This window comes from Halomonas sp. KM007, assembly GCF_050709225.1.
In the GTDB taxonomy this organism is placed as follows: Bacteria; Pseudomonadota; Gammaproteobacteria; order Pseudomonadales; family Halomonadaceae; genus Vreelandella; species Vreelandella hamiltonii.
This window is the reverse complement of the sequence record NZ_CP136131.1, coordinates 1,895,900-1,921,024: the sequence shown is the minus strand read 5'-3', so window position 1 is coordinate 1,921,024 and position 25,125 is coordinate 1,895,900. Positions and strand designations below refer to the sequence as shown.

23 protein-coding genes are annotated in these 25,125 nt (G+C 55.5%); 11 read left to right on the top strand and 12 right to left on the bottom strand.

The genetic code is table 11. The features are described 5' to 3' along the window. Positions 1 to 15: 15 nt before the first annotated feature. The 3 genes from RVM27_RS08995 to RVM27_RS08985 all read right to left on the bottom strand — a co-directional run bounded on the left by RVM27_RS08995 (position 16) and on the right by RVM27_RS08985 (position 3,038). Positions 16 to 1,227, bottom strand: coding sequence for an MFS transporter (locus RVM27_RS08995; protein ID WP_498956392.1), 1,212 nt, complete (start codon positions 1,225 to 1,227; stop codon positions 16 to 18). A 150-nt stretch (positions 1,228 to 1,377) separates the two neighbouring features. Continuing rightward, positions 1,378 to 1,698, bottom strand: coding sequence for a helix-turn-helix transcriptional regulator (locus tag RVM27_RS08990; protein WP_039178947.1), 321 nt, complete (start codon positions 1,696 to 1,698; stop codon positions 1,378 to 1,380). Further along, positions 1,695 to 3,038 carry a type II toxin-antitoxin system HipA family toxin gene (locus tag RVM27_RS08985; protein WP_498957761.1) on the bottom strand — a complete coding sequence of 448 codons (1,344 nt, stop codon included), beginning with the start codon at positions 3,036 to 3,038 and terminating at the stop codon, positions 1,695 to 1,697. Before RVM27_RS08985 ends, RVM27_RS08990 begins: the two co-directional genes overlap by 4 nt. 147 nt (positions 3,039 to 3,185) lie before the next feature. On the opposite strand from RVM27_RS08985, the gene RVM27_RS08980 reads away from it, so the two are divergent. Further along, entirely contained in the window at positions 3,186 to 3,812 is a 627-nt protein-coding gene (locus RVM27_RS08980) for a DNA-3-methyladenine glycosylase family protein (protein ID WP_498956391.1), read from the top strand. An 8-nt stretch (positions 3,813 to 3,820) separates the two neighbouring features. Here RVM27_RS08980 and RVM27_RS08975 read toward each other — a convergent pair whose 3' ends face one another. From RVM27_RS08975 to RVM27_RS08960, 4 genes are all read right to left on the bottom strand, one after another. Continuing rightward, a complete protein-coding gene (locus RVM27_RS08975; protein WP_498956390.1) occupies positions 3,821 to 4,696 on the bottom strand; it encodes a pirin family protein in 876 nt (291 codons plus the stop codon). Positions 4,697 to 4,792: 96 nt separating this feature from the next. Continuing rightward, entirely contained in the window at positions 4,793 to 4,918 is a 126-nt protein-coding gene (locus tag RVM27_RS08970) for a hypothetical protein (RefSeq protein ID WP_266100297.1), read from the bottom strand. A gap of 16 nt (positions 4,919 to 4,934) precedes the next feature. Then, a complete protein-coding gene (locus RVM27_RS08965; protein WP_498956389.1) occupies positions 4,935 to 5,972 on the bottom strand; it encodes a zinc-dependent alcohol dehydrogenase family protein in 1,038 nt (345 codons plus the stop codon). Positions 5,973 to 6,311: 339 nt separating this feature from the next. Further along, positions 6,312 to 7,424, bottom strand: a complete 1,113-nt coding sequence (locus RVM27_RS08960) for an RNA-guided endonuclease InsQ/TnpB family protein (RefSeq protein WP_081138526.1) — start codon at positions 7,422 to 7,424, stop codon at positions 6,312 to 6,314. A 156-nt stretch (positions 7,425 to 7,580) separates the two neighbouring features. Here RVM27_RS08960 and RVM27_RS08955 point away from each other — a divergent pair, with 156 nt between their 5' ends. The 5 genes from RVM27_RS08955 (at position 7,581) to RVM27_RS08935 (ending at position 14,664) form a co-directional block, all read left to right on the top strand. Further along, positions 7,581 to 8,000: an Lrp/AsnC family transcriptional regulator gene (locus tag RVM27_RS08955; protein ID WP_498956388.1), complete on the top strand. Its 420-nt coding sequence runs from the start codon at positions 7,581 to 7,583 to the stop codon at positions 7,998 to 8,000. Between the two features lie 19 nt (positions 8,001 to 8,019). After that, the gene (locus RVM27_RS08950) at positions 8,020 to 8,298 is read left to right on the top strand and encodes a helix-turn-helix domain-containing protein (protein ID WP_498956387.1); all 279 of its coding nucleotides are present in this window, start codon (positions 8,020 to 8,022) and stop codon (positions 8,296 to 8,298) included. Positions 8,299 to 9,043: 745 nt separating this feature from the next. Next, a complete protein-coding gene (locus RVM27_RS08945) occupies positions 9,044 to 10,261 on the top strand; it encodes a DNA cytosine methyltransferase (protein WP_498956386.1) in 1,218 nt (405 codons plus the stop codon). Further along, on the top strand, positions 10,258 to 12,018 hold the full coding sequence (locus tag RVM27_RS08940) for an McrB family protein (RefSeq protein WP_498956385.1): 1,761 nt from the start codon (positions 10,258 to 10,260) through the stop codon (positions 12,016 to 12,018). Before RVM27_RS08945 ends, RVM27_RS08940 begins: the two co-directional genes overlap by 4 nt. A 42-nt stretch (positions 12,019 to 12,060) precedes the next feature. After that, positions 12,061 to 14,664, top strand: coding sequence for a DUF2357 domain-containing protein (locus tag RVM27_RS08935; RefSeq protein WP_498956384.1), 2,604 nt, complete (start codon positions 12,061 to 12,063; stop codon positions 14,662 to 14,664). Positions 14,665 to 14,858: 194 nt separating this feature from the next. Here the strand turns inward: RVM27_RS08935 and RVM27_RS08930 are convergent, their stop codons facing one another. Then, positions 14,859 to 15,737 (bottom strand): YicC family protein, encoded by an 879-nt coding sequence (locus RVM27_RS08930; protein WP_498956383.1) that lies wholly within the window; start codon positions 15,735 to 15,737, stop codon positions 14,859 to 14,861. Positions 15,738 to 15,887: 150 nt separating this feature from the next. Here RVM27_RS08930 and rph point away from each other — a divergent pair, with 150 nt between their 5' ends. After that, positions 15,888 to 16,625 carry a ribonuclease PH gene (gene rph, locus RVM27_RS08925; protein WP_016915558.1) on the top strand — a complete coding sequence of 246 codons (738 nt, stop codon included), beginning with the start codon at positions 15,888 to 15,890 and terminating at the stop codon, positions 16,623 to 16,625. 71 nt (positions 16,626 to 16,696) lie between these two features. Here the strand turns inward: rph and RVM27_RS08920 are convergent, their stop codons facing one another. Next, positions 16,697 to 17,464, bottom strand: coding sequence for an exodeoxyribonuclease III (locus RVM27_RS08920; protein ID WP_498956382.1), 768 nt, complete (start codon positions 17,462 to 17,464; stop codon positions 16,697 to 16,699). Between the two features lie 151 nt (positions 17,465 to 17,615). Here RVM27_RS08920 and pyrE point away from each other — a divergent pair, with 151 nt between their 5' ends. Continuing rightward, positions 17,616 to 18,281 (top strand): orotate phosphoribosyltransferase, encoded by a 666-nt coding sequence (pyrE, locus tag RVM27_RS08915; RefSeq protein ID WP_498956381.1) that lies wholly within the window; start codon positions 17,616 to 17,618, stop codon positions 18,279 to 18,281. On the opposite strand, the gene RVM27_RS08910 is transcribed toward pyrE, so the two are convergent. After that, positions 18,278 to 18,760 carry a tRNA (cytidine(34)-2'-O)-methyltransferase gene (locus RVM27_RS08910; RefSeq protein ID WP_498957760.1) on the bottom strand — a complete coding sequence of 161 codons (483 nt, stop codon included), beginning with the start codon at positions 18,758 to 18,760 and terminating at the stop codon, positions 18,278 to 18,280. The two genes, pyrE and RVM27_RS08910, sit on opposite strands and share 4 nt — an antisense overlap. Positions 18,761 to 18,854: 94 nt before the next feature. Between RVM27_RS08910 and rep the strand changes: the two genes are divergently transcribed. Beyond that, positions 18,855 to 20,924 carry a DNA helicase Rep gene (gene rep / locus RVM27_RS08905; RefSeq protein WP_498956380.1) on the top strand — a complete coding sequence of 690 codons (2,070 nt, stop codon included), beginning with the start codon at positions 18,855 to 18,857 and terminating at the stop codon, positions 20,922 to 20,924. 100 nt (positions 20,925 to 21,024) lie between these two features. On the opposite strand, the gene RVM27_RS08900 is transcribed toward rep, so the two are convergent. Further along, the gene (locus tag RVM27_RS08900) at positions 21,025 to 21,837 is read right to left on the bottom strand and encodes a c-type cytochrome (protein WP_498956379.1); all 813 of its coding nucleotides are present in this window, start codon (positions 21,835 to 21,837) and stop codon (positions 21,025 to 21,027) included. 223 nt (positions 21,838 to 22,060) lie between these two features. Beyond that, positions 22,061 to 22,990, bottom strand: coding sequence for a GNAT family N-acetyltransferase (locus tag RVM27_RS08895; protein WP_498956378.1), 930 nt, complete (start codon positions 22,988 to 22,990; stop codon positions 22,061 to 22,063). A 56-nt stretch (positions 22,991 to 23,046) separates the two neighbouring features. On the opposite strand from RVM27_RS08895, the gene RVM27_RS08890 reads away from it, so the two are divergent. Next, positions 23,047 to 23,718: a response regulator transcription factor gene (locus RVM27_RS08890; RefSeq protein ID WP_081138499.1), complete on the top strand. Its 672-nt coding sequence runs from the start codon at positions 23,047 to 23,049 to the stop codon at positions 23,716 to 23,718. Continuing rightward, positions 23,718 to 25,121, top strand: coding sequence for a sensor histidine kinase family protein (locus RVM27_RS08885; RefSeq protein ID WP_498956377.1), 1,404 nt, complete (start codon positions 23,718 to 23,720; stop codon positions 25,119 to 25,121). Before RVM27_RS08890 ends, RVM27_RS08885 begins: the two co-directional genes overlap by 1 nt. Positions 25,122 to 25,125 lie beyond the last annotated feature (4 nt).

Here is a 25,125-nt window from a genome sequence, read left to right as displayed (position 1 = left end):
TGCTTGAGAAAACGCTTATTTATGGCCTTGCGCCACGGGTTGGCGAGGGGCTTCAGCGCGCTTTTCAAGCCAGCGCCCCCAGGCAAAAATGACCAACCCGCACAGCGCCAGCCCCGTTCCCACCAGCCCGGTGCTCGACCAGCTGAACCCGGCACTGATCACCAAGCCCGCCAGCCACGCCCCCAGCGCATTGGCGCCGTTGAACGCTGCATGGTTCATGGAAGCCGCCATGGTCTGGGCATCTTCCGCCACGTCCATCAAGCGCGTTTGCAGCGAAGGCGCCAGCGCCATGCTGGTGCCGACCAGGCCAACGAACAGCAGCCCGCTCCACACCTGATTGGCGGCAAAGTAGAACAGCCCCTGAACCACCGCGCACCACACCAGGATGGTAGGGATTGCCCGCATCAGGTTTTTATCGGCCATGCGCCCACCGACCAGATTGCCCGCGATGGAACCGAGGCCAAAGATGACCAGCACCAAGGGGCCCAGGGCTTCACGCATGCCCGCCTGCTGGGTCAAGGTGGGCATCACGTAGCTGAAAATCGAGAACATGCCGCCACAGCCGATGCAGGCAATGGCAATGGTCACCAGCACACGCTGCTTGACCAGCGCGGAAAGCTCGCGCAGCGGGCTGGCCTGGGCATCGAAGGGCTGCACGGGCACAAAAAGACGAATCAACAGCGCCGTCAGCAGAGCAATCACGCCCACCCCGGCAAAGGCAATTTGCCAACCAAACAGGTTGCCTGCCCAGGTACCCAGCGGCGCCCCGATCAGAATGGCCACCGTCAGCCCCATCATCACCCGAGCAATGGCCCGCGCCCGTTGATCGACCGGCACGGCGCCAGCCGCCACCAGCGCCGCCACGCCAAAGTAGGCCCCGTGGGGCAGCCCGGCCAGAAAGCGTAGCCCCACGAACGACCAGAACCCCGGCGCCATGGCGCTGGCAATGTTACCCACGGCAAACACCAGCATCAGCGCGATCAGCAGCGCTCGCTTGGGCACCCGCGCGGCCAGCGCCGAAATCAGCGGTGCCCCCACCACGACCCCCAGGGCGTAGCTGCTGATGGAATAGCCTACCTGCGGCACGCTCACGGCCAGGTCTTCCGCCACGCGGTTCATCAACCCCATGATGACGAACTCGCTGGTGCCGATGCCGAACCCGCCCAGCGCCAGCACGAATTCCGTCCACCGCGGATGCCGCGCCAGCCCCGCTGATGATGCTTGCATACCTCACTCCCCAGGCGCGGGATAACGCGCCTGTTCACTAAAACGATCCTAGATAGTCGCAAATGATGGCAGGATTAGACGAAAGTAGAAATACAAGGCATGAAAAAAGTTAGCGTGCGAACTCAATCATCCAACGATAAACCAAGAGGATTAGTCCCTCGTGGCATTGGCTGACAATAAGCGCTCGCGCAGCTCGCGGTTGCGCGGCAGCAAGCCTACCTGCAGACCCAGCGGCCGGAAGACCTGATTGAGCAGCGCCACGGTAGGGCTTGCCTTATCGGCTTCCAGGTCTGACAGCGAACGACGGCTGATGCCCACCAGATCGGCGTATTGGGTCTGCGACATGCCCAGTACCTCACGGCGGAGCTGACGCAGCACCTGCCCAGAGCTGATTTCTTCGCGCACCAGTTGGGCCGCTAATGTCGTCAGCAGCGCCTCCCGCTCGATGCTGGTGAGCTCTTTACGCTTCATACCAACCCCCAGCGCTGCAGCTTGGCATCCAGATGATCCAACCCCACCGCATCCAATGCCAAAATGGTATTGGGTACACCCCGCTGCGCTAGCCGTTTCTTCAAGCCCACTAGCTGGCTACCCAAGGCTTTCAGCTCTGCCATGAGCCGCTCTGGTGGAAGATAAACGCTCAGGCGTTCTGCAATGGCGGCCCAGTTAAACTCTCGCCCTTCTTCAAACGGCGCCCCCCAGGTAATGGTTCTGACGATTCCCTCAGGATCTGCCTTCATGGGCGCAAAATCGTACACCGGTGCCCACCAGGTTCCTTGCGGTGTTTTCAGCAGCGCCGCATTGCGGCCATGATTGTCGCTATTGGCAAACGCAACATTGAGCAGGTCGCGTTTCACCCACTCACTGACAAAGCGCGCCGTATCGAAATGGTCACCCGACTCACGCACGCGGAATTGTTGGCTCAACATATCCACCAACTCCCCGACCACGGCAAAATGATTCAAGAAGCTTCCCGGCTCTTTCCCCATGACGGAGTAAACAGACTCCAGGCCATACCGCGCGAGCGCTCCCTCTTGATAGCCCACATCAGAGCGGGGCAACCAGAGCGATGGATATCGCGCACCTTCAATCAGACGCATCCCTTGGGTATCGATGGTCGCGACGCCCAGCGACGCTAACTCGTGATAGAAGTAGTACTCCGCACGCAATATGTCGTTATCGATCACCGTGCGCTGACCGCGAGGAAACTTCACCAGATAGTGCTGATCGATATTCGCCGGATCGTCCTGATAGGTATCAATCCAGACCTGATCATCTGATGAACAGCGCAACAGCAGCTTGGGCGCCTCACCACCGGCCCCAGTGGCGCCCCCCCCAGCAGCCCCCACCTGCTGCGCATAGGCCAGAAAGTCGCTATCCCGATTGACGACATCCACTATTGCAAAGCGCTGCTGCTCCAGCGTGCTGCCTGCTGGGCGCTCAGGAAGGGCCTCTTTGATACGTAAATTGCCCACTGGCGCAATCGTTCCCTTGGCCAGTAGCGCGGCATCCTGCTCCGCCTCACTAAGTGCCGATATACCCAACTGCGTGACCCAGTAACGGCGGCTGGCCCCAGAGGGCATGATATCGTCTAAAAAAGTGAACCAGCGTGGCGATTGATGGGTATTCATCAACTCGATAGGCAAACGAAGGCTACAGGCGTGCTCATCGTCGTGATCCAACCACTCAAGGGCATAATCGGTAAGGTAGCCCAAACGCGCAGGCCCTCGACGGCCCCGCTCTGGATACTCGAACACTAGCTCGGCAGCATCGTGCCACTGCCCTTGATGGAAGGCTTGAACGGTTAGCAACACGGCTCACCTTTAACGCGTCATTTGATGAGTAGTTTAATGCTCAAAAGTGTAGTTCGAAGCAGCATAATGTGCACTTTAATACTCAAATTTGAATCAAATTATCATAAATGAGCAGTTTAATACCCATTTATCTCAGGAGATATCATGCCGTCTGATCAAACGCCCGTTGATATGATCGAGCACGCCATGCAGGCATTGGCCCACGCCGACCCCGACATTGCGCGTGCCTACCCCCTGGTGGGTGCGCCCAGCCCGCGCCAGCGCGACCCCGGGTTTGCCACCTTCTTCTCGACCATCGTCAGCCAGCAGATCTCCACCGAGGCCGCTCGGGCCATCATGGGCCGAGTGAATACGCTGCTGCCGGAGCTGCACGCCAAAGCGGTGATGGAGGTGGAAGGCCAGGCGCTGCGGGATGCAGGCTTGTCGTGGCGCAAGATCGAGTATGCCAAAGGGCTGGCAGAGGCGGAGCTTGCGGGCACCTTTAGCGCCGATGGGTTGGCGCATCTCAGCGATGACGAGGCGATTGCCGCGATTACCCAGCTGCGTGGGTTTGGCCGCTGGAGCGCCGAGATCTACCTGATGTTCTCGCTCAAGCGCCCCGATATCTTCCCCGCCGACGACTTGGCGTTAAGAGTGGCGCTGGGCCGCCTGAAGGGCATGGAGGACAAACCCACGCCGAAGCAGGCCCGCCAGTTGGTAGAGCACTGGTCGCCCTGGCGCAGCGTGGGGTCGCTGTTTTTATGGCACTACTATCGAGGCGAGCCGGTGTAGCGCGGCGGTTACAGCGTCAACCCGCCAAACTTGCCGTTCTGGTAATCCTCTACCGCCTGCACGATCTCGTCGCGGGTGGTCATCACAAAGGGGCCGTGAGAGTAGACCGATTCATCGATGACGTCGCCATGGCCAAACAGCAGGCGCGCATCGCTGGCTGCCTCGATGGCAAGGCTTTCGCCGTCACGGTCGAGTTCGATCAAATGGTGCGCTTTGGCAGGCTCGCCGCCCACCATCACCTCACCACTCACCACGTACAGAAACACCTGCCGCCCAGGGGCCACGGGAAGCTGCTCATGGGCACCCGCAGGCAGCGCGAGTGTGGACATGAACACGCCGGTCAGCGACTCGATCGGGCCTGACTGCCCTTGCCACTCCCCGGCAATCAGGTTGAGCGTACCGCCGCCCGCCAGGGGAACGGCGGGAATGCCTTCCTGCTGCAAGCCCACGTAGCGCGGCTCGCTCATCTTCAGCCGCGACGGCAGGTTGACCCACAGCTGGAGGATTTCCAGCGGCCCGCCTTCGCGCAGGAACTCAGGAGGCGAGATTTCTGCATGCACGATGCCGCTGCCCGCGGTCATCCACTGCACGCCGCCTGCATGAATCACGCTCTGGTGCTTGGCGCTGTCGGCATGGGCCAGCGAGCCTTCCAGAATGAAGGTGACCGTCTCGAACCCCCGGTGGGGGTGCGGCCCAAACGGCAGCCCACGATTATTGGCGGGATATACCTGCGGGCCGTGGTGATTCAGGAACAGAAACGGATCGAGCTGATCCAGCCCCGGCCCCGGCAGCGGCCGGCGGGTGACCAGGTCACCGATATCGTCCCGATGGGCAGGGTGCTGAGCGACCACGCGGCGAACGGATGGGGTATGGGGTGATGACATGACGTCCTCCTTATCAATACGCCCAGCGTAAAACCTCAGCGACGCAATGAGGAGCGAATAATTTGCCTTGGTTCATTGAAGGAAATGCACAAAACCTCAGCGGCTGGGAATGCTAAGCCGCCCCACCACCGCAAACCCATCCTCCTGGGGGCGCACGACTACCATTTCCCCGGAACTGACACCGCCGCCAGTCAGCGCCGTGATATTCACCTGATGCGTCACCAGCAGCCCTCTTTTATCAGAATTCCGTGACGACGGTGACCCCCACGCCTTCAAACTTATCCATGTTGATCAACGCCTGCACCGACTCCTCTAGCGTGATGCGGCGGCCAATCAGCTTTTCCGGCGCCAGTTTGCCCGACTGAATCATCGCCAGCATGGCACCGTAGCGATGCGCCTGCATGCCATGGCTGCCCAAAATTTCCAGCTCGTTGGCGATCACCTTGCTCATCGGCACGGCGGGCGTGCTGTGGTCCGCCAGCATCAGCCCCACCTGAACATGCTTGCCGCGCTTGCGCAAATTGCTGATGGAGTTGAAGCAGGTGGGGTGGCCCAGCGCGTCCAGCGAGACGTGGGCGCCGCCTTGGGTGATCTCGACCACCGCCTCCACCACGTCGGCCACCTGGTTGGCATTCACCGTGGCCACCGCCCCCAGCTGGCGCGCCAAAGCCAGCGCCTGCTCGGAAATATCCACCGCCACCACGTTGGCACCGGCTGCGCTGGCAATCATGATGGCCGATAGCCCCACGCCACCGCAGCCGTGCACCGCCACCCACTGGCCCGCCGACACGCGGCCCTGGTCTACCACCGCACGAAAAGAGGTCACGAACCGACAGCCCAGGCTGGCGGCGGTATCGAACGTCAGGGTATCCGGCAGTGCGACCAGATTCACATCGGCGTAGTGAATGCCCACATACTCGGCAAACGAGCCCCAGTGGGTAAACCCCGGCTGAAATTGAGCATCGCACACCTGATGATTGCCGGTGTGGCACTCCGGGCAGGTGCCGCAGCCACCCACGAACGGCACGGTCACCCGGTCGCCAATGCGCCACTTCGTCACGTCCTTGCCCACCGCTTCCACCACACCGGAGAGCTCATGGCCCGGCACATGGGGAAGCCGGATATCCGAGTCGTGGCCCATCCAGCCGTGCCAATCACTGCGGCATACGCCGTTGGCCATCACCTTCACTACGACCCCGTGAGGCGCTGGCGCTGGGTCGGGCACCTGCTGGATGCTGGGCGGGGTAGAAAACTGCTCGAATACCACGGCTTTCATGGCTCACTCCTGAACGGTCGGCGGTGCGTTGGATGTATACGCACTATAACGAGCCACGCCCGAAATTACGTTTCCTTCTGATGGACATCCTGCGCCTTTTTGAAGCACTCTTTTCAACAAAATGAATAAACCGAAAGAGCCTTTCAAAATGAGCGAGCTTGTTGACATCCTCCCCTCCCTCAGCTTGCGCTGCCGCCTTGCGGCGGAAAGGAAGGGGATTCCCAGGTCGTTACCTTCCTGGTTCCTGCTTCGATGTTCGTTGCCTTCAATGCCTTGGCACTGCCGGTCTTACACAAACTCCACAGGCGTACATTCCCGAGTGCCCCTCGGTATGATCTTTCAACCATCTGCACCGGCTAATAGCGCGGTGCCTGCTTGCAGAATGTTGCGGGCCGCATTCACGTCGCGGTCGATGCCCTGAGTACCGCAATCTGGGCAGTCCCAGGTGCGAACATCCAGCGGTAGTGATTCCAGCACAAAGCCGCAGCTATGGCAGCGTTTTGAGCTTGGGTACCAGCGATCAATCTGGACAAACTGCCTTCCCGCCCAGGCCGCCTTGTAGTCAAGCTGGCGCACTAACTTCCCCCAGCCAACATCACTGATGGCGTTAGAGAGATGGCGGTTTTTGACCATGTTCTTCACCTGCAAACTCTCCGCTGCAATCACTTGGTTCTCGTTAACGATCTGGCGGGTGAGTTTATGCAGGTGGTCACGTCGCGTGTCAGCGATCTTGGCGTGACAGCGAGCGACCTTTAACCGTGCCTTGGCTCGGTTGTTCGAGCCTTTTTGCTTACGGCTGAGGCGCCGCTGCGCCTTCGCTAGCTTTCGGGCATAGCGGGCAGTGTGGCGGGGATTATTCACCCGATGGCCGTCACTGGTCACGAACAGGTCTTTGATCCCCAGGTCGATACCGACCATCTTGAACGTAATTGGCAGCGCCTCAGTGTCTACCTTGCACAGACAGCTAATGAAGTAACGGCCTGCTGCATCCTTGGATACCGTCACTGTGCTCGGTGCCGCAGGCAGGTCGCGGCTCCAGCGGATGTTTAGCGGTTCACGGCACTTGGCGAGCGTGATCTGCCCGTCACGGTACGAAAATGCCGAACTGGCAAAGGTGGCTGACTGCCGGTGCTTCTTCGATTTAAAGCTGGGGTACCGCGCCCGCTTGGCAAAGAAATGCTTGAACGCACTTTGTTGATGGCGCAAGCATTGTTGCAGTGGCACCGAACTAACCTCGGCTAGAAAGGCGGTGTCCGGCTGCTTCTTTAACTGTGTTAGGAACGCGCTGGCATCGTTATAGCCGATCTTTTCCTGACGCTGATAAAACGCGTCGGTGCGATAGCGCAGCACCGCGTTCCAGACAAACCGCACGCACCCAAACGTCCGCGCCAGCAAGGCTGCTTGCTCAGGCGTAGGATAGAAGCGGTATTGGTAGGCGCGTTCGGCTTTCATGTTTTACACTTTAGACTAAATATTGTAAGGATGCAAAACACAAGGCGTCCTGGCGGACGCCGCGCTATCCATCCTCGCACTAAAAGTACGAGGTTTTCCGCGCTAACTGATAAAAAGGATGCCCGATTAGCCACCTTACTGCAGGCAGACGGGCGGGTGGCCAACGCACGGCTGGCCGAGCAGCTGCACCTGAGCGAAGCCACCTGCTGGCGACGCCACAAACGCCTGGAAGAGCTGGGGGTGATCGAAGGCTACCAGGCCATCCTCAACCGCCGCAAAGTGGGCGCCAGCGTGCTGGCGTTCGTGCAGATTACCTGCACCCAGCACAGCGAAGCCGCCACGGCAGAGTTCGAGCGCATCATCCAGGCCAGCTCCCGCGTACTGAGCTGCCACAACACCACCGGCGAAGCCGACTTCCTGCTACAGGTAGCCGCCAAAGACCTGGACGACTACAGCCACTTCGTCGAAACGGTGCTGCGCAAACTGCCCGGGGTATCGAGCATTCGCTCCAACCTCTCGCTGAGGGAAATGAAAGCGACCAGCCATTTGCCGGTTGAGGAGCTGTTGGGGCTGTGAGCTTACTTCCCCGTTTCTGTTGTTGGACGATACCGATGTTCAGCAGGCCTTTGCTGCCCACCTACGCAGGTTGCGCGAGCAGGCCAAGCTATCCCGTGCGGCGCTGGCGCAGCGCAGCAGTGTGCCCGCTCCTACCATCAAGAAATTCGAGCTCACTGGGCAAATTTCTCTCCGCCAACTGCTGTTGCTCTGGCAAAGCCTGGATGACCTGGCACGGCTCTATGCGCTGACCCAACCCGATGCCCTCGCCGCTAAACAGCCCACCTCCATAGAAGAGGTGCTCAAAGATGGCCTTTAAGCCAACGCAGCGGTTGAACGTGACACGCACGCTCTCAACGGGAGAGCGAGTCGCGGCTGGCGTTTTAGCGCAGAACCGCCAAGGGGTGTTGGTGACTGTTTACCCGATGGCTGTGGGCTGCTGCTGCAAGACCGAGTCTTTCGCCAGCAGGGCATCGCCCCGACACAGCTGACGGCGATGGATCGGCTGGCAACACAGGTAGGTTTCACTGATTGGAAACAGGCACTGTCGTACGCTCAAGAGTCAGTGGGCGTTCTCAGCACCTTTGCGGTAGTGGCCCAAGCACCTCGGAGCGAGAGCCAGCACCATTGAGCTCGTCACCAAGCGGTTGAGCCAGGCGTGGAATGCTAGCAAGGGGCTATTGGGCACATGGGCACACCTTAGGGCGTGGGCGTGATCGCTTGGGTGATGGTTGGTGTATTTTTCTTGCTTTATTTAAAATCAGCTATATAGATCGTTTGTCACTGCACGAGGCCCTGTCTTGGGCAAGTAGCCCAAAAAAATAGGGTTGCTCAATCACAGCACACTGATAAGATGGGCACCCTATCTGTATATGCACACAGGGGTATTGGGATCCTTGGCTTAGAATGGAAGCATGCGGCTGTTTTCTTTTTAATGATCGCTTAGCAGTAAGTTAATCATAAATTTCTTCAAGAAATATTTGCGAATTATATTTCAATTTTTCATTAAAAATTTCATTCAATTTTATTGCACTATCACACAAACATCAATTTAGCAGCTAAAAATGGAAAGCAGAAACCTTAAAATGAAAAGCGCATTGAATGCCCTAAAACCGTTAGCTATTCAGCACACACCTAACGGTAGCGAGTATCAAGCAGTAATTGACCAATGGATGCACGCTTTATCGACTAAGAGCAAGCTTTATTTCAAGCCCTCATTAACCACACACACAAAGCTTAAAAAAGAAATTACCGAAACAATAGCTAAAGAAGGTGTCATTTACACATGTGAATCTTTTTATAATGAGTATTTTAAAGAATTACCAGTCAAACAAGTCAAAAATCCTAAATTTAGATTCATCGATCTTTTTGCGGGAATCGGCGGTGTTAGACTTGGATTCCAGAGCGCTGGGGGAGTTTGCGTTTTTTCTTCAGAGTATGATAAAAATGCACAAAAAACTTATAAGACAAACCATGGAGAGCTTCCTTTTGGGGATATTACAAAAATTGAAGAAGATGAAATCCCAGAGCACGATATACTTTTAGCTGGATTTCCTTGCCAACCTTTTTCAAACGCAGGTGTATCTGCTCGCAATGCGGTCGGCAAAAAACATGGTTTTTTGTGCGACACTCAGGGAACATTATTCTTTGATGTTATGCGCATTGTTTCAGCCAAAAAACCAAAAGTAGTTTTTCTTGAAAACGTAAGAAACTTAGAACGGCACGATAAAGGTAAGACTTTTCAGACTATTAAAAAAACCCTAGAAGACGGTGGATATCAATTTTCATATAAAGTCATTGATTCAAGCTCAGTTGTACCTCAAAGGAGAGTACGTTGCTACATGGTAGCAGTGCGCAATGACATTGGAAAAAAATTTGAATTTCCTGACTTTAAGGGGGAGCCTAAAGCGCTTCGCAGCATACTAGAGAGCAATGTAGATGAGATCTTCACGATATCTGATAAATTGTGGGCTGGACATATAAATAGAACAAAAAGGAACCTTGAAAGAGGAACAGGCTTTACAGCACATACTGCAGATTTAGACAAACCATCCAACACTATAGTTGCAAGATATGGTAAAGATGGAAAAGAGTGTTTAATACCTCAATTAAACAAAAACCCCAGAATGTTAACTCCAAGAGAATGTGCACGTCTGCAAGGCTTTCCTGAAAGCTTTGTAATACCGAGCGCTCGTACACCAGCTTATAAGCAGTTTGGTAATTCAGTCGTAGTGCCGATCATAGAAAAAATTGCTCAAAAGATACAGGAAGACATCATATGAAATTTGAAGACTATTGCCGCACTATTGATCAAACTCAGAAGATAAGAGCTGAAAACACTTTTACCTTAACATACACAAACACTAGAAAAGAAGAATTTAATATTTCTCCTGAAAGCATCAAATGTTTTTTTAATTTTTTTATAGATAACTATAGTTTAGTAGAAAATGCATGGAAAAACATTGATACGAGGAGAGATGAAATCTATCAATATGAAGAAAAGTCATACCGCGCGATTTATAAGACAGTGAACTCAGAAGGAATGAAAGCAATTTCCGCAGCGGGAAGTAGCCAGACAAAAGCACTAACTCAATTGATATCGAAAATAATATCTTTTTTAGCAAAAAAAAATTACAAGAAACCTGAAGAAAACACTTTTTTCACAATAGATAATATAAAAAAGTGTTTGGAAAACTGGGATGATCTTGAAAAAAATTCAAAACATAAAAAGTCCAATCCTGTTAAAAGTGGCATAGCCACGACATTACCTAAACAATTTTTAATTCTAGCTGGTCTTTCAGGGACAGGGAAAACCCGCTTCGTTCGTGAACAAGCAAAGTCTACGGGTGTGGCTCATAAGAATTATTGCTTAACTTCTGTCCGCCCAGACTGGCATGAGCCAAGTGATTTATTGGGATATATTTCACGGCTAAATGGTACAGCAGAATATATTACTACGGATGTGTTACAGTTTATTGCTAACGCTTGGCGCGAAATTGTGGATAGTGGCTTAACATTAGACATACAAGATACGGATGAAAACGGTGAACGCTTGGTCGTTTTGGGTGAAAGAGATATTCTCAATCAAGTGTTGCCTTATTGGCTATGCTTAGATGAAATGAACCTTGCCCCTGTGGAACAATATTTTGCTGATTATTTATCTGTGCTAGAAACTCGCGAATGGTATTGGGAAGGAGATAGCTTTACCTATAGCAGTGATGCTCTATTAAAACCTGCAACCATTAAAGAAGTAGCCAATACGGATAAGTTACGCAGTGCGCTAGGCTTTACAGAAGCAGAGTACGATGAGCTGTGGAAATATATTTGTCAATATGGCTTGGCAATTCCATTTAATCTCATGGTTGCAGGCACTGTTAATATGGATGAAACCACTCATGGCTTCTCACGTAAAGTAATAGATCGTGCATTAAGCTTTGATTTTGGCGCTTTCTTTCCAAACGACTATGATGAGTTTTTCTCACCGACTAGTTTTCACAAGCGACTAAGTTACCCTATTTGGTCGCATGCCAGCAAGGAAGAGGTTGATTTTGAGATTGAATCGCAAACGGGAGAACAAATAAAAGCTGGCGATACAACAATACAATTTTTGAAAGTGGTCAACTCTGTTTTAAAAAATACACCTTTCGAACTAGCATACCGCGCATTAAATGAATTACTTCTTTCTGTGATCAGTGTCTATCCAAAAGATGAATTATCTCTTAAAGCCGTTTGGGATGATTTTATAATGTGTAAAGTACTGCCGCGAATTGAAGGTGATATTGATAAATTAACGACCAGCGATGGAAAAGAGATTCTAGCAGAGTTAAGTGCTGTATTAGAGATACAGCTAGCACCTATTTGGAACTCTACTGAAAGTGACGTGAGCACCATGCGACCTGATCTTTATCGCGAAAAAACAGATGTCGAAGGCTTATCTGATAAAGAAAAAATACTGCGAATCCCATGTCGCTCAAAAGATAAAATTGAATGGATGGGACAACGATTAACAAACTCCTCTTTTACCAGCTTCTGGCCTTAAATTTATATTATAAGCTTTTTTTAAGAATGAAGGGGGTAAGCAATGCCAGAATTAATACGATTTAAAACGTCTGATTTTGAATTTTCCGTGTGGGCTAGCGACATTAGCCAACGCGCGAAAACATATCACACCACTTTGGCATCAAGAGATTGCTTAGCTAAAAGTTATGGAAATAACATAGAGTCAGATGAACTCACAGAGAATGTATCTGTTTCTTCAAAAGTTATTCAACCCATCTACTCTCTACGTTTTTCGCCAACTGTCGAGATAACCGATATCAACACCTCGGCAGAGGCTCATCAGGAGCAAAGACAGCATTTAACAGCAGATGAGTCTGTTCATGAGTTTTATTCTCACCAACCCAAAGCGGAGCTAACTCTAAAAGCACCACTGTTTTTTGAAAACACTCAATACCAGTTTGAGTGGATATTTTTCAATGCAGTAACAGAAGCCAATTTAACACACCCTAGCCACAGTATTAGTGAGGCTTTTCGCTTTTCTCCTGAAGCGACTACTGCTAGAGGGATCATTCCTGCTCGATTATCGGGAACTATAAACACTGGAAATAATGTTGGCTGGTTGCGTTTGCCGCTAACTTTTAAAATGGATGGAAAAACGCACAATCAATATATTGCATTTGAAGTATTGCCAACTAAAATGGTACTTCATCAAGATTTACCAGCCATGTATCAATCCATCGATACTATTTATCCGCTCTGGCGTTTTAGACTAGTCGAAAAAACAGAACAAGATGCCGCAACAAGTCAGCAACGTGGCCATTTTCCTTTAATGTGGTTAGCAAATTTTTCAGCATTAAGAACACGTTTTGAACATGGCCTTAAAGTCATTTGCGAAGCACCTCATAGTCGGCTTCAATTGAGCGAAGAGAATATTAAAGCAGCTAAGTTAAAAGGCAAGATACCTCATAAACTAGCACAAAAAATTAAACAAGATTTATCAAATGGGCAATACGATAAAAGATACAAAATAAATAATAAAAAACTTAGTTTAGACACACCAGAAAATCGATTCATTAAGATGGCTGTAGTCAAGGCCAAAAAACAACTACACAATTTTGAAACAACTTTACGTCTTCATAACCAGGCCCCTGAGAAACAGCGATTATCAAACTCTTTTTTGGATGAGTTACATAGCTGGCAACAACCTTTGCAAAAAATATTAAGCCAAAGCTTTTTAAAAGATGTCGGGAATTATAAAGAATTAAACCGTGGATCTTTAGTCCTGCAGCAAAAAACTGGTTACAGTGTAATATATAGAGTATGGCAAGAGCTAAAATTTTATTTAAACGCTTTTGGAAATCATTCAAGTATTTCCATGAAGTCAGTATCTGAAATTTACGAAGTTTGGTGTTTTTTGTGCATAAAACAAATCCTAGAAGAAAATTTAGGATTTACGCTGATTGACAATGGTGCGTCTAAACTACAGCAATGTGATTTTTTTGAATACCAAATGCAAGATGGTTTCGCTGGAGCATTTCAATTTAAACGTAAAGATGGCGTGACTGCAAAACTAGCGCACGAGCCAAAATTCACTAAAAAAGGAAAAACGATACGCTCATACTTAGTGAACCAGGAACCCGATATTGTACTGGAAGTGACATTGCCAAAAACCAACGAACTAGACATAGAAAAAAAATTCATTTGGATTTTTGATGCAAAATACCGCATAAAGTTAGATAAAAATCGTTTTGATGATGGCAGTGACGATATTACAAAAACCGATTATGTGCCAGATGATGCTATTAACCAAATGCATCGCTATCGTGATGCTTTAATTCGTTTAAGTGGCTCTGAGATAAAGACTGGAAATGTATCTCCAAACGTTGACAACCTTTCAACGGGGCAGAATGTGAAAAAAAGTCGTCCCGTTTTCGGAGCTTTTGCATTATATCCTGGTTTTTTTAATCAGTCCCAAACTGAAAATCCTTATGCACCTGCAATTGAAGAAATTGGGATAGGTGCATTCGCCCTGCTACCAAGCCAACCCGAGAGTAATTACTGCGGCCACCAGTGGCTACTAGAGTTTTTAGAAGCACAAATTGGCGCTGTTCAAACAGGACAGCATAGTCATACTAAGTATCCTACTGCTGATATAGCGGAAAGGCTTTATGTACAAGAAGCTGCTCGCATACCTTTCTACGGAATGCAGCAGGTATTATATCCTGACTTGACAATGACAGTAGCTCTTGCTGGGCAACGTGGGCGCGACAATGAATACTTTAATAGGTTTGAGCAAGGCACAGCTCAATGGTATCACTTACCACAAAGTACGTTATTACAAAAATTTAAACAGCATGTGGCTGATGAAATCAGGTATTTAGCTTTGGCGTCGACCTCAGACACTCACAGCAAAACAAAAAAAATCGACAAACTATGGCCAGTAAAACAGGTTAAGGTTCTACCACGTTATGCTATCACTGAAGAACAAGCCGGTAAAAACTCTAATTCAAACAAGCTTTATTATTTGTTCACACTAGGCAAACCTCTTTTATTACAAACGCCAGTAACCAATGTACCCCATAGACCCATTAAAAACTCTATGAAGCTGACTACTTTAACTAGTCTAGAAAATACAGGGAAATTTGTTGACATAGAAAAGGTATATGAAGAGGCCTTTGAAAGATAGCCTTTTGGATTAATTGGTTAAATTAAAAAGCACTGCGGTGCCAAACTCTTATGGCGTAGTATCATTTTTTAGCATGCTCCAGACAGCGAAAAACCCCGATGCACTCACCGAGGTTTAGACGCCGACCGGGCACTCCCTGTCCATTTAACTTCAGCTTGTAGAGTTTGGCATGCCAAGTCAATGCCAATACCTCATCACTCAATATTCTGAATCTGCTCCCGCATCTGCTCGATCAACACCTTCAGCTCTACCGCGCAGCGGGTGGTCTCTGCCACCACGGATTTCGATGACAGCGTGTTGGCTTCGCGGTTGAGCTCTTGCATCAGGAAGTCCAGGCGGCGGCCTTTGGGGCCTTTTTGGGCGAGCTGGTGGCGCACTTCGTCGATATGTGCGGTGAGGCGGTCGAGCTCTTCGTCCACGTCGGCTTTTTGGGCCACCAGTACCAGCTCGGCTTCCAGGCGCTGGGGGTCGAGTTCGGTCTTGGCGACTTCTAAACGCTCCAGCAGTTGGGCCCGCTGGCGTTCCAGAATTTGCGGCAGCAGGCTGCGTACGGTGGCCACTTGCTCGCTGACGGCGTCCAGGCGGGTGGTGATCATCTCGGCCAGCTTTTCGCCTTCTCGGGCGCGGGCGTCGATCAGTTCCTTCAGCGCTTGGTCGAACAGCGCTTTGGCGGCGGCCTTGATGGCGTCCTGGTCCAGGTGCTGGGTTTCCATCACGCCGGGCTGGTTGAGCAGCGCAAGCGTGGTGGGCGGTACGGCGCTGGGCACCTGCTGCTGAATGGCCGCCAGGGCGTCGGCAATCTCTTGCAGGCGCGCGATGTTCACCGCCGGTGCCTGGGCGGTGTCAGAACTCTCGAAACGCACGCTGCACTCCACTTTGCCACGCGCCAGGCGGGTACGCAGCGCCTCGCGCAGCAGCGGCTCCAGGTCACGCAGGCTTTCGTGCAAACGAAAATGCGGCTCCAGGTAGCGCTGGTTCACCGAACGTATCTCGACCTGCAGGGTGCCAAAAGGGGCGGCCTGCTCGGCGCGGGCGAAGGCGGTCATGCTGTGAACGTGGCGGGGGCTGGCCATGGGGGCTCCTGTGGGTCGCGTTTTGGTCAGTCTACCTGATCTTGTCGGGGCGGGGTGCCTTGAATGGGCCTGGCCTGAATAGCCCCATGCCGGGTGGCGTTGACGTGTACAATGGTGGGCCTTTTCAACGTAATGATGATGTGAGGTGCTATGCGTCCTGATGTAGTTCGCCCCAGCGGTCGCGAGGCCAACCAGCTGCGTGAGATTCGTTTGACCCGCGACTTCACCCGCCATGCCGAAGGCTCTGTGCTGGTGGAGTTTGGCGAGACCAAGGTGCTGTGCAACGCCAGCGTGGAAGCGGGCGTACCGCGCTGGCTGCGTGGCAAGAATCAGGGCTGGATTACGGCGGAGTACGGCATGCTGCCCCGCGCCACGCACTCCCGCAGCAACCGCGAAGCCACCCAAGGCAAGCAGGGTGGTCGCACGCTGGAGATTCAGCGACTGATTGGCCGTAGCCTGCGCGCGGCGGTGAATTTGAAGAAGCTGGGTGAGTTCACCATTACCGTGGATTGCGATGTAATCCAGGCCGATGGCGGCACGCGCACGGCGGCGATTACCGGTGGTTGCGTGGCGCTGGTGGACGCCATTCGCTACCTGCAGCGGGAAAAGAAGATCAAGGGCGACCCCTTCAAGCAGCTGGTCAGCGCCATTTCCGTGGGTATTTACAAGGGCGTGCCGGTGCTGGACCTGGACTACCCGGAAGACAGCAAGGCCGACACCGACCTGAACGTGGTGATGACCGAAAACGCCGAGCTGATCGAAGTGCAGGGCACCGCCGAAGCGGGCGCGTTCAACCGCCAGGAACTGAACGCCATGCTGGACCTGGCCGAAAAAGCCGGTGAAGAGCTGCGCGAGAAGCAGCGTGAAGCGCTGGGCATTCGCGGCTAGGCGGGCCTGAAACGCAACAGGCCAGCGGTAAGCTGGCCTGTTGCCGATGCGACGCGGGAAGTAGCTAACGCTTAGAGCGCTAAATCATACTCAACGATCAGCGGTGCGAACTCGGAGAAGGTCGCATCGTAATCAATCCACGCGTCTACCACATGGCGCCGGAAGTTGGGGCCGACCAGCTGGTAGTCGATCCGCCAGCCTTCCTGCCGGTCCCGGGGTACTTCCTGGTCCAGCTTGGGCCACCAGGTGTATTCGCCAGCATCGCGATTGATCTCGCGGAAGGTGTCGATGAAACCGATTGGGCCAAGCACCTGGTCCATCCAGGCACGCTCTTCCGGGCGGAAGCCGGAGGTGAGCTGATTGTCCGACCAGTTGGCCAGGTCGACGGTTTTGTGGGCAATGTGCCAGGTACCGCAGATGATGTATTCGCGGCGCTTGCGCGACATCTTCGTCAGGTACTCCTGGTACTGCTCCATGAACGCCTGCTTGGCTTTCTGGTCACTTCCGTCGGGCATCAGGAAAGTGGCAATGCTGAAACGGTCATAGTCCGCCTGCAGAAAGCGCCCTTCGTGATCGCACTGAGGAAACCCCAGGCCGTACATGATGGCCTTGGGGATTTTGCGGCAATAGAGCGCCACACCGGCGAAACCATCCTCCTCGGCATCCAGGAAATAGCCTTCGTAGCCTTCCGGATAGAGAATATGGTCACCCAGTTCAAAACTTTTTGCCTTGATGTTCTGCACGCAGACCACGTCGGCATCCTGCTGAGCCAGCCAGTCCAGGAAGCCACGGTCGACGGCATCACGAATACCATTGACATTGATGCTGGCAATTTTCATAAATCGTCCCTTTTGCGTCGCTGCTGTATGATACCCGACGTTTAGACGTTTGGGTAAATAGACAAACCAATTCTTGCTATTTATCCCCGTTTTATTGTTGCGTTTGACTTACATTCCTATCGATCACACCTACCGACAAGAGAACACCGCCGTGGCCACCACTCTACAACCCTACCAACGCGATTTCATTGCCTTCGCTATTGAGCAGGGCGTGCTCAAGTTTGGCGAGTTCACGCTGAAGTCGGGGCGAGTAAGCCCTTACTTTTTCAACGCAGGCCTGTTCCAGACGGGCCGAGCGCTGGCCAAGCTGGGGCGTTTCTATGCCCAGGCGATTGTCGATAGCGGCCTGCAGGCCGATGTGCTGTTCGGCCCGGCCTACAAGGGCATTCCCCTGGCGGCGGTCACCACGGCGGCCTTGGCCGACCACCACGACCGTGACATGCCCTACGCCTTCAATCGCAAGGAAGCCAAGACCCACGGTGAAGGCGGTAACATCGTGGGGGCTGAGCTGGCGGGCGATATCTTGATCATCGATGACGTGATCACGGCGGGCACGGCCATCCGCGAAGTCATGACCCTGATCGAGCAGAGCGGCGCTCGGGCGGGCGGCGTGATCATTGCCTTGGACCGCCAAGAGCGTGGCCAGGGCGAGCAGAGCGCCATCCAGGAAGTACAGTCCCAGTATGGCATGCCGGTGGTCAGCATCGTGTCGCTTGAGCAAGTGCTCACGTACTTGGAAGAGCAGTCGGGTAGCGACCTCAGCAGCCACGCCGAGGCCGTGCGTGCGTACCGCGACCGCTACGGTATCGCCGGTTAGGTTGCGTTGCCCATGGGCAGTGCGCCAGCGTAGTCTTGTTGGCGCCACGCTTCGTAACTGACCACCGCCACGGCGTTGGAGAGGTTCAGGCTGCGGTTGTTGGGCTGCATGGGAATGCGCAGTTTTTGCTCTGCGGGCAGCATGGCGTGCACCTCGGGGGAGAGCCCGGCGGTTTCCGAGCCGAACAGCAGCACATCCCCCGGCTTGAAGGCGGCATCGCTGTGGGCGCGGGTGCCTTTGGTGGTAATCGCCCAAAGGGTACGCCCCTGCATGGCCGTGTAGAACGCCGCGAAATCAGCGTGTCGGGTGACGTTGGCCAGGTCACGGTAATCGAGCCCCGCACGCCGCAGCTTTTTCTCTTCGAGATCGAAGCCCAGCGGTTCGATGAGATGCAGGCGGCAGCCGTTGTTCGCCACCAGGCGCATAATATTGCCCGTATTGGGAGCCATGCGTGGCTCGAAGAGCGCTACTTCAAACATCACTACCTGCCATGATTGGTCTATGGTGCCGTTGTCAGCGCGGCTGATTGTAATGGAAATCACTCGGAAACACTTGTAGAGGTCACCCTTCGCCATGATGCCCCAACCGCCAAAGACGATTCTTGAACGTATCAAAGGGCTCAATCCACGCCAGCAGGAAGCGGTGCGCTACATCGACGGCCCCTGCCTGGTGCTGGCGGGCGCGGGGTCCGGCAAGACCAGCGTGATCACCACCAAGATTGCCTACCTGGTGCAAGAGTGCGGCATGAGCGCCCGCCGGATCGCCGCGGTGACCTTTACCAACAAGGCCGCCCGAGAGATGAAAGAGCGGGTGGGCCAGATGCTGAAGGGCAAGGAGGGCCACGGGCTGACGGTCTCGACCTTCCACAACCTGGGGCTCAACATCATTCGCGGCGAGCTGAAGACCTTGGGCTACAAGCCGGGGTTTTCGCTGTTCGACCCGGAAGACGCCAAGGCGCTGCTGCGGGACTTGATGAATAAGGACGCTCAGGTGGACGCCGAGCAGATCAACGCCGTTCAGGCCAAGATTTCCCAGTGGAAGAACGACCTGGTGCTGCCCGGGGATGCGCTTTCGTTTGCTGCCGATGACGACGAGCATTTCGCGGCACGGGTGTACGAAGCCTACGTTCGCCACCTGAAAGCCTACAACGCGGTGGATTTCGACGACCTGATTCTGCTGCCCGTAGTGCTCTTGCAGCGTGACCCGGAAGCGCTGGCCCGCTGGCGGCGCAAAATCCACTACATGCTGGTGGATGAGTACCAGGACACCAACGTTTCCCAGTACCTGCTGGTGAAGCTGCTGATGGCCGAACGCGCCACCTTTACCGTGGTCGGCGACGACGACCAGTCGATTTACGCCTGGCGGGGCGCACGGCCGGAAAACCTGGTCACCCTGGGGGAGGATTTCCCGCGCTTGAAGGTCATCAAGCTGGAGCAGAACTACCGCTCTACCGGCACGATACTGCGCGCTGCCAACACGCTGATTGCCAACAACCCCCACGTCTACGACAAAACCCTGTGGTCGGAAATGGGCGACGGCGCGCCGATTCGCGTGGTGGTGAACCGCCATGAGGAGGCGGAAGCCGAGCGAGTGGCCAGCGAGATGCTCACTCGGCGCATCAAGGAAAAAGCCGAGTGGCGCGATTTTGCGGTGCTTTACCGAGGCAACTTTCAGGCGCGGCTGCTGGAGCTGAAGCTGCAGCACCACCAGATTCCGTACAAGCTCTCCGGCGGCACGTCGTTTTTCTCGCGTAACGAGATCAAGGACGCCATGGCGTACCTGCGGCTTTTGATCAACCCCGCCGATGACAACGCCTTTTTGCGCATCGTCAACGTGCCCCGGCGTGAAATTGGCCCCGGTACGCTGGAAAAGCTCGCCAACTACGCCACCGAGCGCTCCATTTCGCTGTTTTCCGCCTGCCACGAGCTGGGCCTGGAGCAAATGCTACCCACCCGCGCCGTGGAGCGGCTGTCGCGCTTTACGCACTTCATCGATGGCGTGCGCAAGCGGATGGACCAGGGCGATGCCATTGCCGCGATACGTGACATGCTGCGGGATATGGATTACGAGGCGTGGCTGTACCAGAACGCCAGCGCCCCGACCATTGCCGAGCGCCGCATGGCCAACGTATGGATTTTGATCGACCAGCTGGAAAAGTCGCTGAACCGCGACCCGGAAGAGAGTACCGCCAGCACCGAGACGGAAACCGACAGCGTCGAGGCCGCTATCTCGCGGCTGGTGTTGCGCGACATCCTGGAGCAGCAGGCCGAAGAGGATGATTCGGATCGCGTGCAGCTGCTCACCATGCACGCCTCCAAGGGGCTGGAGTTTCCCCACGTTTACCTGATGGGCTGGGAAGAGGATCTGCTGCCCCACCGTAACGCCATTGAAATGGGCACCGTGGAGGAGGAGCGCCGCCTGGCCTACGTGGGCATTACCCGCGCCCGGCGGACGCTGACGCTGACCCTGGCGCGCCAGCGCAAGGCGTATGGCGAACTGATGGACTGCCAGCCTAGCCGCTTTCTGGATGAGCTGCCCGCCGACGACCTGGAGTGGGAGGGCCGCGCCGACAAGGAAGACCCCGACAAGAAGCAGGCTCGGGGCAAGGATGCCATTGCGGGGCTGCGTTCCTTGCTGGGCTGAGGACGTTTGATAGGAAGGCGGTTTTTCAAGGCAAAAAAATATCCACAGGGGGTAGGGAGAACCCGCCTGTGGATAGTTTGGAGCATCCGCTAACGAAGGATTACTCGGCTTCGGCGACCATGTAGTCGACGATGGCCATGATCTCTTCATCGGAAGCGCTGCTGCCACCGCGCGGCGGCATCACGCCCAGGCCGTTGAACACGCTGGCGTAGAGCTCATCCATTCCTTTGTCGATTCGCGCTGCCCAGGCATCCGCATCGCCCAGCACCGGTGCACCAGCCACACCAGCGGCGTGACAAGCGACACAGCCTGCGCTGGAGTAAAGCGCGGCGCCATCCAGATCGCTACCGCCATTGGCGGCTTCTTCTGTGCTGGCCACGGCTTCGTCTTCGCTGGTGGCTTCTTCAGCCGCGGCGACTTCCTCGCTGGCACCTTCGTCTTCGGCAGCCGCTTCTTCACCGCCGCCCAGCTCAGGCACGTCCATCACCGGCTCGACCAAATAGGCCGTGGCGGCTTCCATTTCGGCATCCGACAGGTTGGGGTTGCCGCCGCGGGCAGGCATCGCGCCAATGCCGTTGATCGAGTGCTCGAGCAGCGTGGCAAAGCCCTGCTCGGTACGCTCGGCCCAGGCGCTTTCATCACCACGTACCGGTGCACCGGCAGCGCCCGTCTCGTGACACGCCATGCAGATACGGTTGTAAATGCCCGCGCCGTCGATCTCGTCGCCACCACTGCTAGCCGCCGCCGGTGCCGATGCGGTACCACAGTCCTGGCCCTGGAGGCAGAGCTGGCCTACTGGTGCCAGGCGCTCAGCCATTGCGTCACGTGCGGCGTCGTCCAGAGCATAAGCACCCGATGTGCCTGCCATGACGCCGAGGGCCGCCAGCCCGCTCATGATCAGCTTAGATTTCACTCTCACCACCTCTTTGAGTTTTATATAAAACGTTGTGCTTAAGAATCGTGCTTGAAGATCGAGCTCAGGAACCGTGCTCAGGAACCGTGCTCAGGAACCGGACGCTTGAAGATGTAGCACTGAACCCCTGCGCACCAGCGCCACTACGCACTCTGCCGCCGAAACGCCAAGACATGCCTCTTGGAGTTAGTATACCGAGAACACAAAGGGTAGGAAAATGCTACTAAGCGCGGCAGTTCAACTCGGTGGCGGGCAAGACACACCAGCCCAGCAGTTGATGCTCACCCGCAGACAGCATCCCTGCCTGCCGATAGGCTCGCTGCGCGGGCAGGTTGTCACGGTCTACCGTCAGCGCCAGCTGGCTTGCGCCCGCCTGGGCCACCATGGCCTGCGCTTGCTGCACCAGTGCCTTGCCTTGCCCTTGGCCGCGCCAGCCAGGCACCAGTCCCATCAACTGAACGCTCCAGTGCTCGCGGCCTGGGCTGGCATCCAGCAGCAGCAGGCCCGCATGGCGGCCCTGCTCCCCCTGCAGGTAATACCAGTGTTTGGAAGCGCTCGATGCTTGGTGATAAAAGCCTTCCAGCAGAGCCTGCGCAGGCAATACATCGCGCAAGGCAGGGCAATCCAGCGAGCCCTCCCCCACCTGCTCGACCAGTGCCTGCTGCTGAGCGGGCGTCAGCTCATCAAACGGCCGTAGCGGTGGCAGCCCCCGCACGTGAGCAACCGGCCGACAGTGCCAAGCCAGGTGATCGAGGGTGGCCAACCGCTGCATGCCCAGGTTCAGCAATGGTGCTTCCCAGCTCGCCATGGTCTTATCCAGGGCAACGTGACACAGCACAAGCTCTTGGGTCGCCACCCAGCGGTGCAGTTGACTTAGCAGGGGCTCGACAAATTGGTTATTCTGCTTGGGCAACCATAGCTGCGCGATGCGGTTTTCCTGGCACTCTACCCAGGCGGCAGCGCAGACTCGCCCTGCCTGGCAAGCCACCCACAGGCCCGACCAACCCTCGGGCCGTGTGCTGGCCTTGACCAGCGCCTGCTGTAGCGCAGCCTGCTGGGCAGGTTGGTGGACGGCAGCCAACTGCAGCAGCGCCTCGCGCCGTTGCTGCGCCGGGCAGACCATGATCGACGTTGCCGGGCGGGTCGAGAACATGCCAGATAGCCTTGTCGCCAGCAGGCGCAACACAACAAGAGGAGTGGCCTGTCAGTATGCGAATTTTATTGGTGGAAGATGACCCTAGCTTGGCATCGGGCATTCGCATGGCGCTAAAGCCCGAGCATTACACGGTCGATCATCTGACCGATGGTGACACGGCCCTGGTCGCACTGCAAAACGAACCGTTCGATGCCGTGATTCTGGACCTGGGCCTGCCCACCATGGACGGCATCGAGCTGCTGCAAACCCTGCGCCGTCAGGGGCACCAGGTGCCCATTCTAGTGCTGACGGCCCGCGACGCCGTCGAGAGCCGCATTGCCGGGCTGGACGCGGGTGCCGACGACTACTTGACCAAACCCTTCGAAGTGGATGAGCTGAAAGCGCGCCTGCGGGCCTTGCTACGCCGCAGCCAGGGCCAGCCCAACGGCCTGCTCTCCTGCCGGGGGATCAGCTTGAACCCTCAAACCCTCACCGTACACTACCAGCAGCAGACGATTCCCCTATCGCGTCGCGAGCTGGCGCTGCTGCAGGAGTTCATGAGCCACCCGGGGCGCGTCTTCACCCGTGATACGTTGGCCCGGCTGGTATACGGCTGGGAAGAGGACGTGGAAAGCAATGCCATCGAGGTCCATATCCATCACCTGCGGCGCAAGCTGTTTGCGGATGCCATCCGCACCGTGCGGGGCATTGGCTATGTGATGGAAAAAACGGGCAAGGAGAGCTGATGCGCTCCATTCGTCGCCGCACGCTGGGGCTCGTGCTGCTGGTATTCGGCGTGAGCATGTTCATCATCGGTTTCATCAGCTATCGCTTTGCGGCACAGGAAATCGAAGAGTTGCACGACCGCAGCCTGGCGCAAAACGCCCGTTTACTGGAGGGCCTGCTGCAAGCCCCCTTGCCCACTCAGGACCGCACGCTGCTACTGCAAAGCCTGGAGAACGCCTTGCTGCAGCCCGGCGCCACAGAACCACCGGATCTGAGCGATGGCTATACCCACCAGCTGGCGTTTCAGCTGTGGGAAGGCAACCAACTGCTGCTGCGTTCCGATAACGCGCCGGCGACCCCGCTGGTGAGCCAGCCGGTCGGGTATTCGACCGCCACCCTGGGGGAGCAGACCTGGCGGGTCTACGTGCTTTCGATGGCAGATGCCAACAAGCGGGTCATCGTCAGCGAACGCCAGGATGTGCGCGCGGCGCTGACCCGAGAAGTGGCGCTGCGTACGCTACTACCCGACCTGATCGGCCTGCCTCTGCTCACCCTGCTGCTGTGGTGGTCGATTGGCTGGGGGCTGGCGCCGCTGTCACGCATGGCGGAACAGATCCGCAGCCGCGACCCTAACAACCTCCAGCCGCTGTCATTACAACGCCTTCCTCAGGAGCTGGATACCATTGCCGGGGCACTCAACCGTTTGCTGGCGCGTTTACAACAGATGCGTATTCGCGAAAAGCGCTTCATCGCCGATGCGACCCATGAGCTGCGTACGCCGCTGGCGATTCTCGATCTGCATGCCCAAAACGCGCTGGCTGCCGATAACCGCGCGGATCGTGAAGAGTCGCTGCACCATTTGCGCAGCGGCGTGGCCCGCTCGACGCGGCTGGTGGCCCAACTGCTGACCCTGGCAAGGCTGGACCCCGAAGAGGAGCCGCTGCCCGAGATCCGCCATGCCGACGTGCGGCAAGAGACCCAGGAGACCCTGGCGAAACTCCTGCCGCTGGCCACGGAGCGCCGCCAGCAGCTGCACATGGAGGTCGAGGAGCAGCAGAGCTGGCTCATGGAAGAGGAGCCCGGGGCCATCGAGACCCTGGTACAGAACCTGGTGGGCAACGCCCTTCAGCACTCGCCCCCGGAAGGCGCTGTGACGGTGCACCTGAGCGCGTCCCGTCACCACATCACCCTGATGGTCGATGACCAGGGCAAGGGAATCCCACCCAGCGAGCGCAGCCGGGTCGTGGAGCGCTTTCAGCGTGCAGGGCCTGGAGCGGGCGCTGGCCTGGGCTTGTCGATCGTCGAACGCATCGTGAAACGCCATGGTGGCACCCTGTTACTGGAGGACGCACCCAGCGGAGGGCTGCGAGTACACGCCACGCTGGCGAGAGATTCACTGACTCAGCGCCATGCAAAAGAATGAGAAA

Coding starts and splice junctions, on each gene's coding strand:
- RVM27_RS08995 (WP_498956392.1), bottom strand. CDS start 1,227: ATGCAAGCATCATCAGCGGGGCTGGCGCGGCATCCGCGGTGGACGGAA.
- RVM27_RS08990 (WP_039178947.1), bottom strand. CDS start 1,698: ATGAAGCGTAAAGAGCTCACCAGCATCGAGCGGGAGGCGCTGCTGACG.
- RVM27_RS08980 (WP_498956391.1), top strand. CDS start 3,186: ATGCCGTCTGATCAAACGCCCGTTGATATGATCGAGCACGCCATGCAG.
- RVM27_RS08975 (WP_498956390.1), bottom strand. CDS start 4,696: ATGTCATCACCCCATACCCCATCCGTTCGCCGCGTGGTCGCTCAGCAC.
- RVM27_RS08965 (WP_498956389.1), bottom strand. CDS start 5,972: ATGAAAGCCGTGGTATTCGAGCAGTTTTCTACCCCGCCCAGCATCCAG.
- RVM27_RS08960 (WP_081138526.1), bottom strand. CDS start 7,424: ATGAAAGCCGAACGCGCCTACCAATACCGCTTCTATCCTACGCCTGAG.
- RVM27_RS08945 (WP_498956386.1), top strand. CDS start 9,044: ATGGAAAGCAGAAACCTTAAAATGAAAAGCGCATTGAATGCCCTAAAA.
- RVM27_RS08940 (WP_498956385.1), top strand. CDS start 10,258: ATGAAATTTGAAGACTATTGCCGCACTATTGATCAAACTCAGAAGATA.
- RVM27_RS08935 (WP_498956384.1), top strand. CDS start 12,061: ATGCCAGAATTAATACGATTTAAAACGTCTGATTTTGAATTTTCCGTG.
- RVM27_RS08930 (WP_498956383.1), bottom strand. CDS start 15,737: ATGGCCAGCCCCCGCCACGTTCACAGCATGACCGCCTTCGCCCGCGCC.
- rph (WP_016915558.1), top strand. CDS start 15,888: ATGCGTCCTGATGTAGTTCGCCCCAGCGGTCGCGAGGCCAACCAGCTG.
- RVM27_RS08920 (WP_498956382.1), bottom strand. CDS start 17,464: ATGAAAATTGCCAGCATCAATGTCAATGGTATTCGTGATGCCGTCGAC.
- RVM27_RS08910 (WP_498957760.1), bottom strand. CDS start 18,760: ATGTTTGAAGTAGCGCTCTTCGAGCCACGCATGGCTCCCAATACGGGC.
- rep (WP_498956380.1), top strand. CDS start 18,855: ATGATGCCCCAACCGCCAAAGACGATTCTTGAACGTATCAAAGGGCTC.
- RVM27_RS08895 (WP_498956378.1), bottom strand. CDS start 22,990: ATGTTCTCGACCCGCCCGGCAACGTCGATCATGGTCTGCCCGGCGCAG.
- RVM27_RS08890 (WP_081138499.1), top strand. CDS start 23,047: ATGCGAATTTTATTGGTGGAAGATGACCCTAGCTTGGCATCGGGCATT.
- RVM27_RS08885 (WP_498956377.1), top strand. CDS start 23,718: ATGCGCTCCATTCGTCGCCGCACGCTGGGGCTCGTGCTGCTGGTATTC.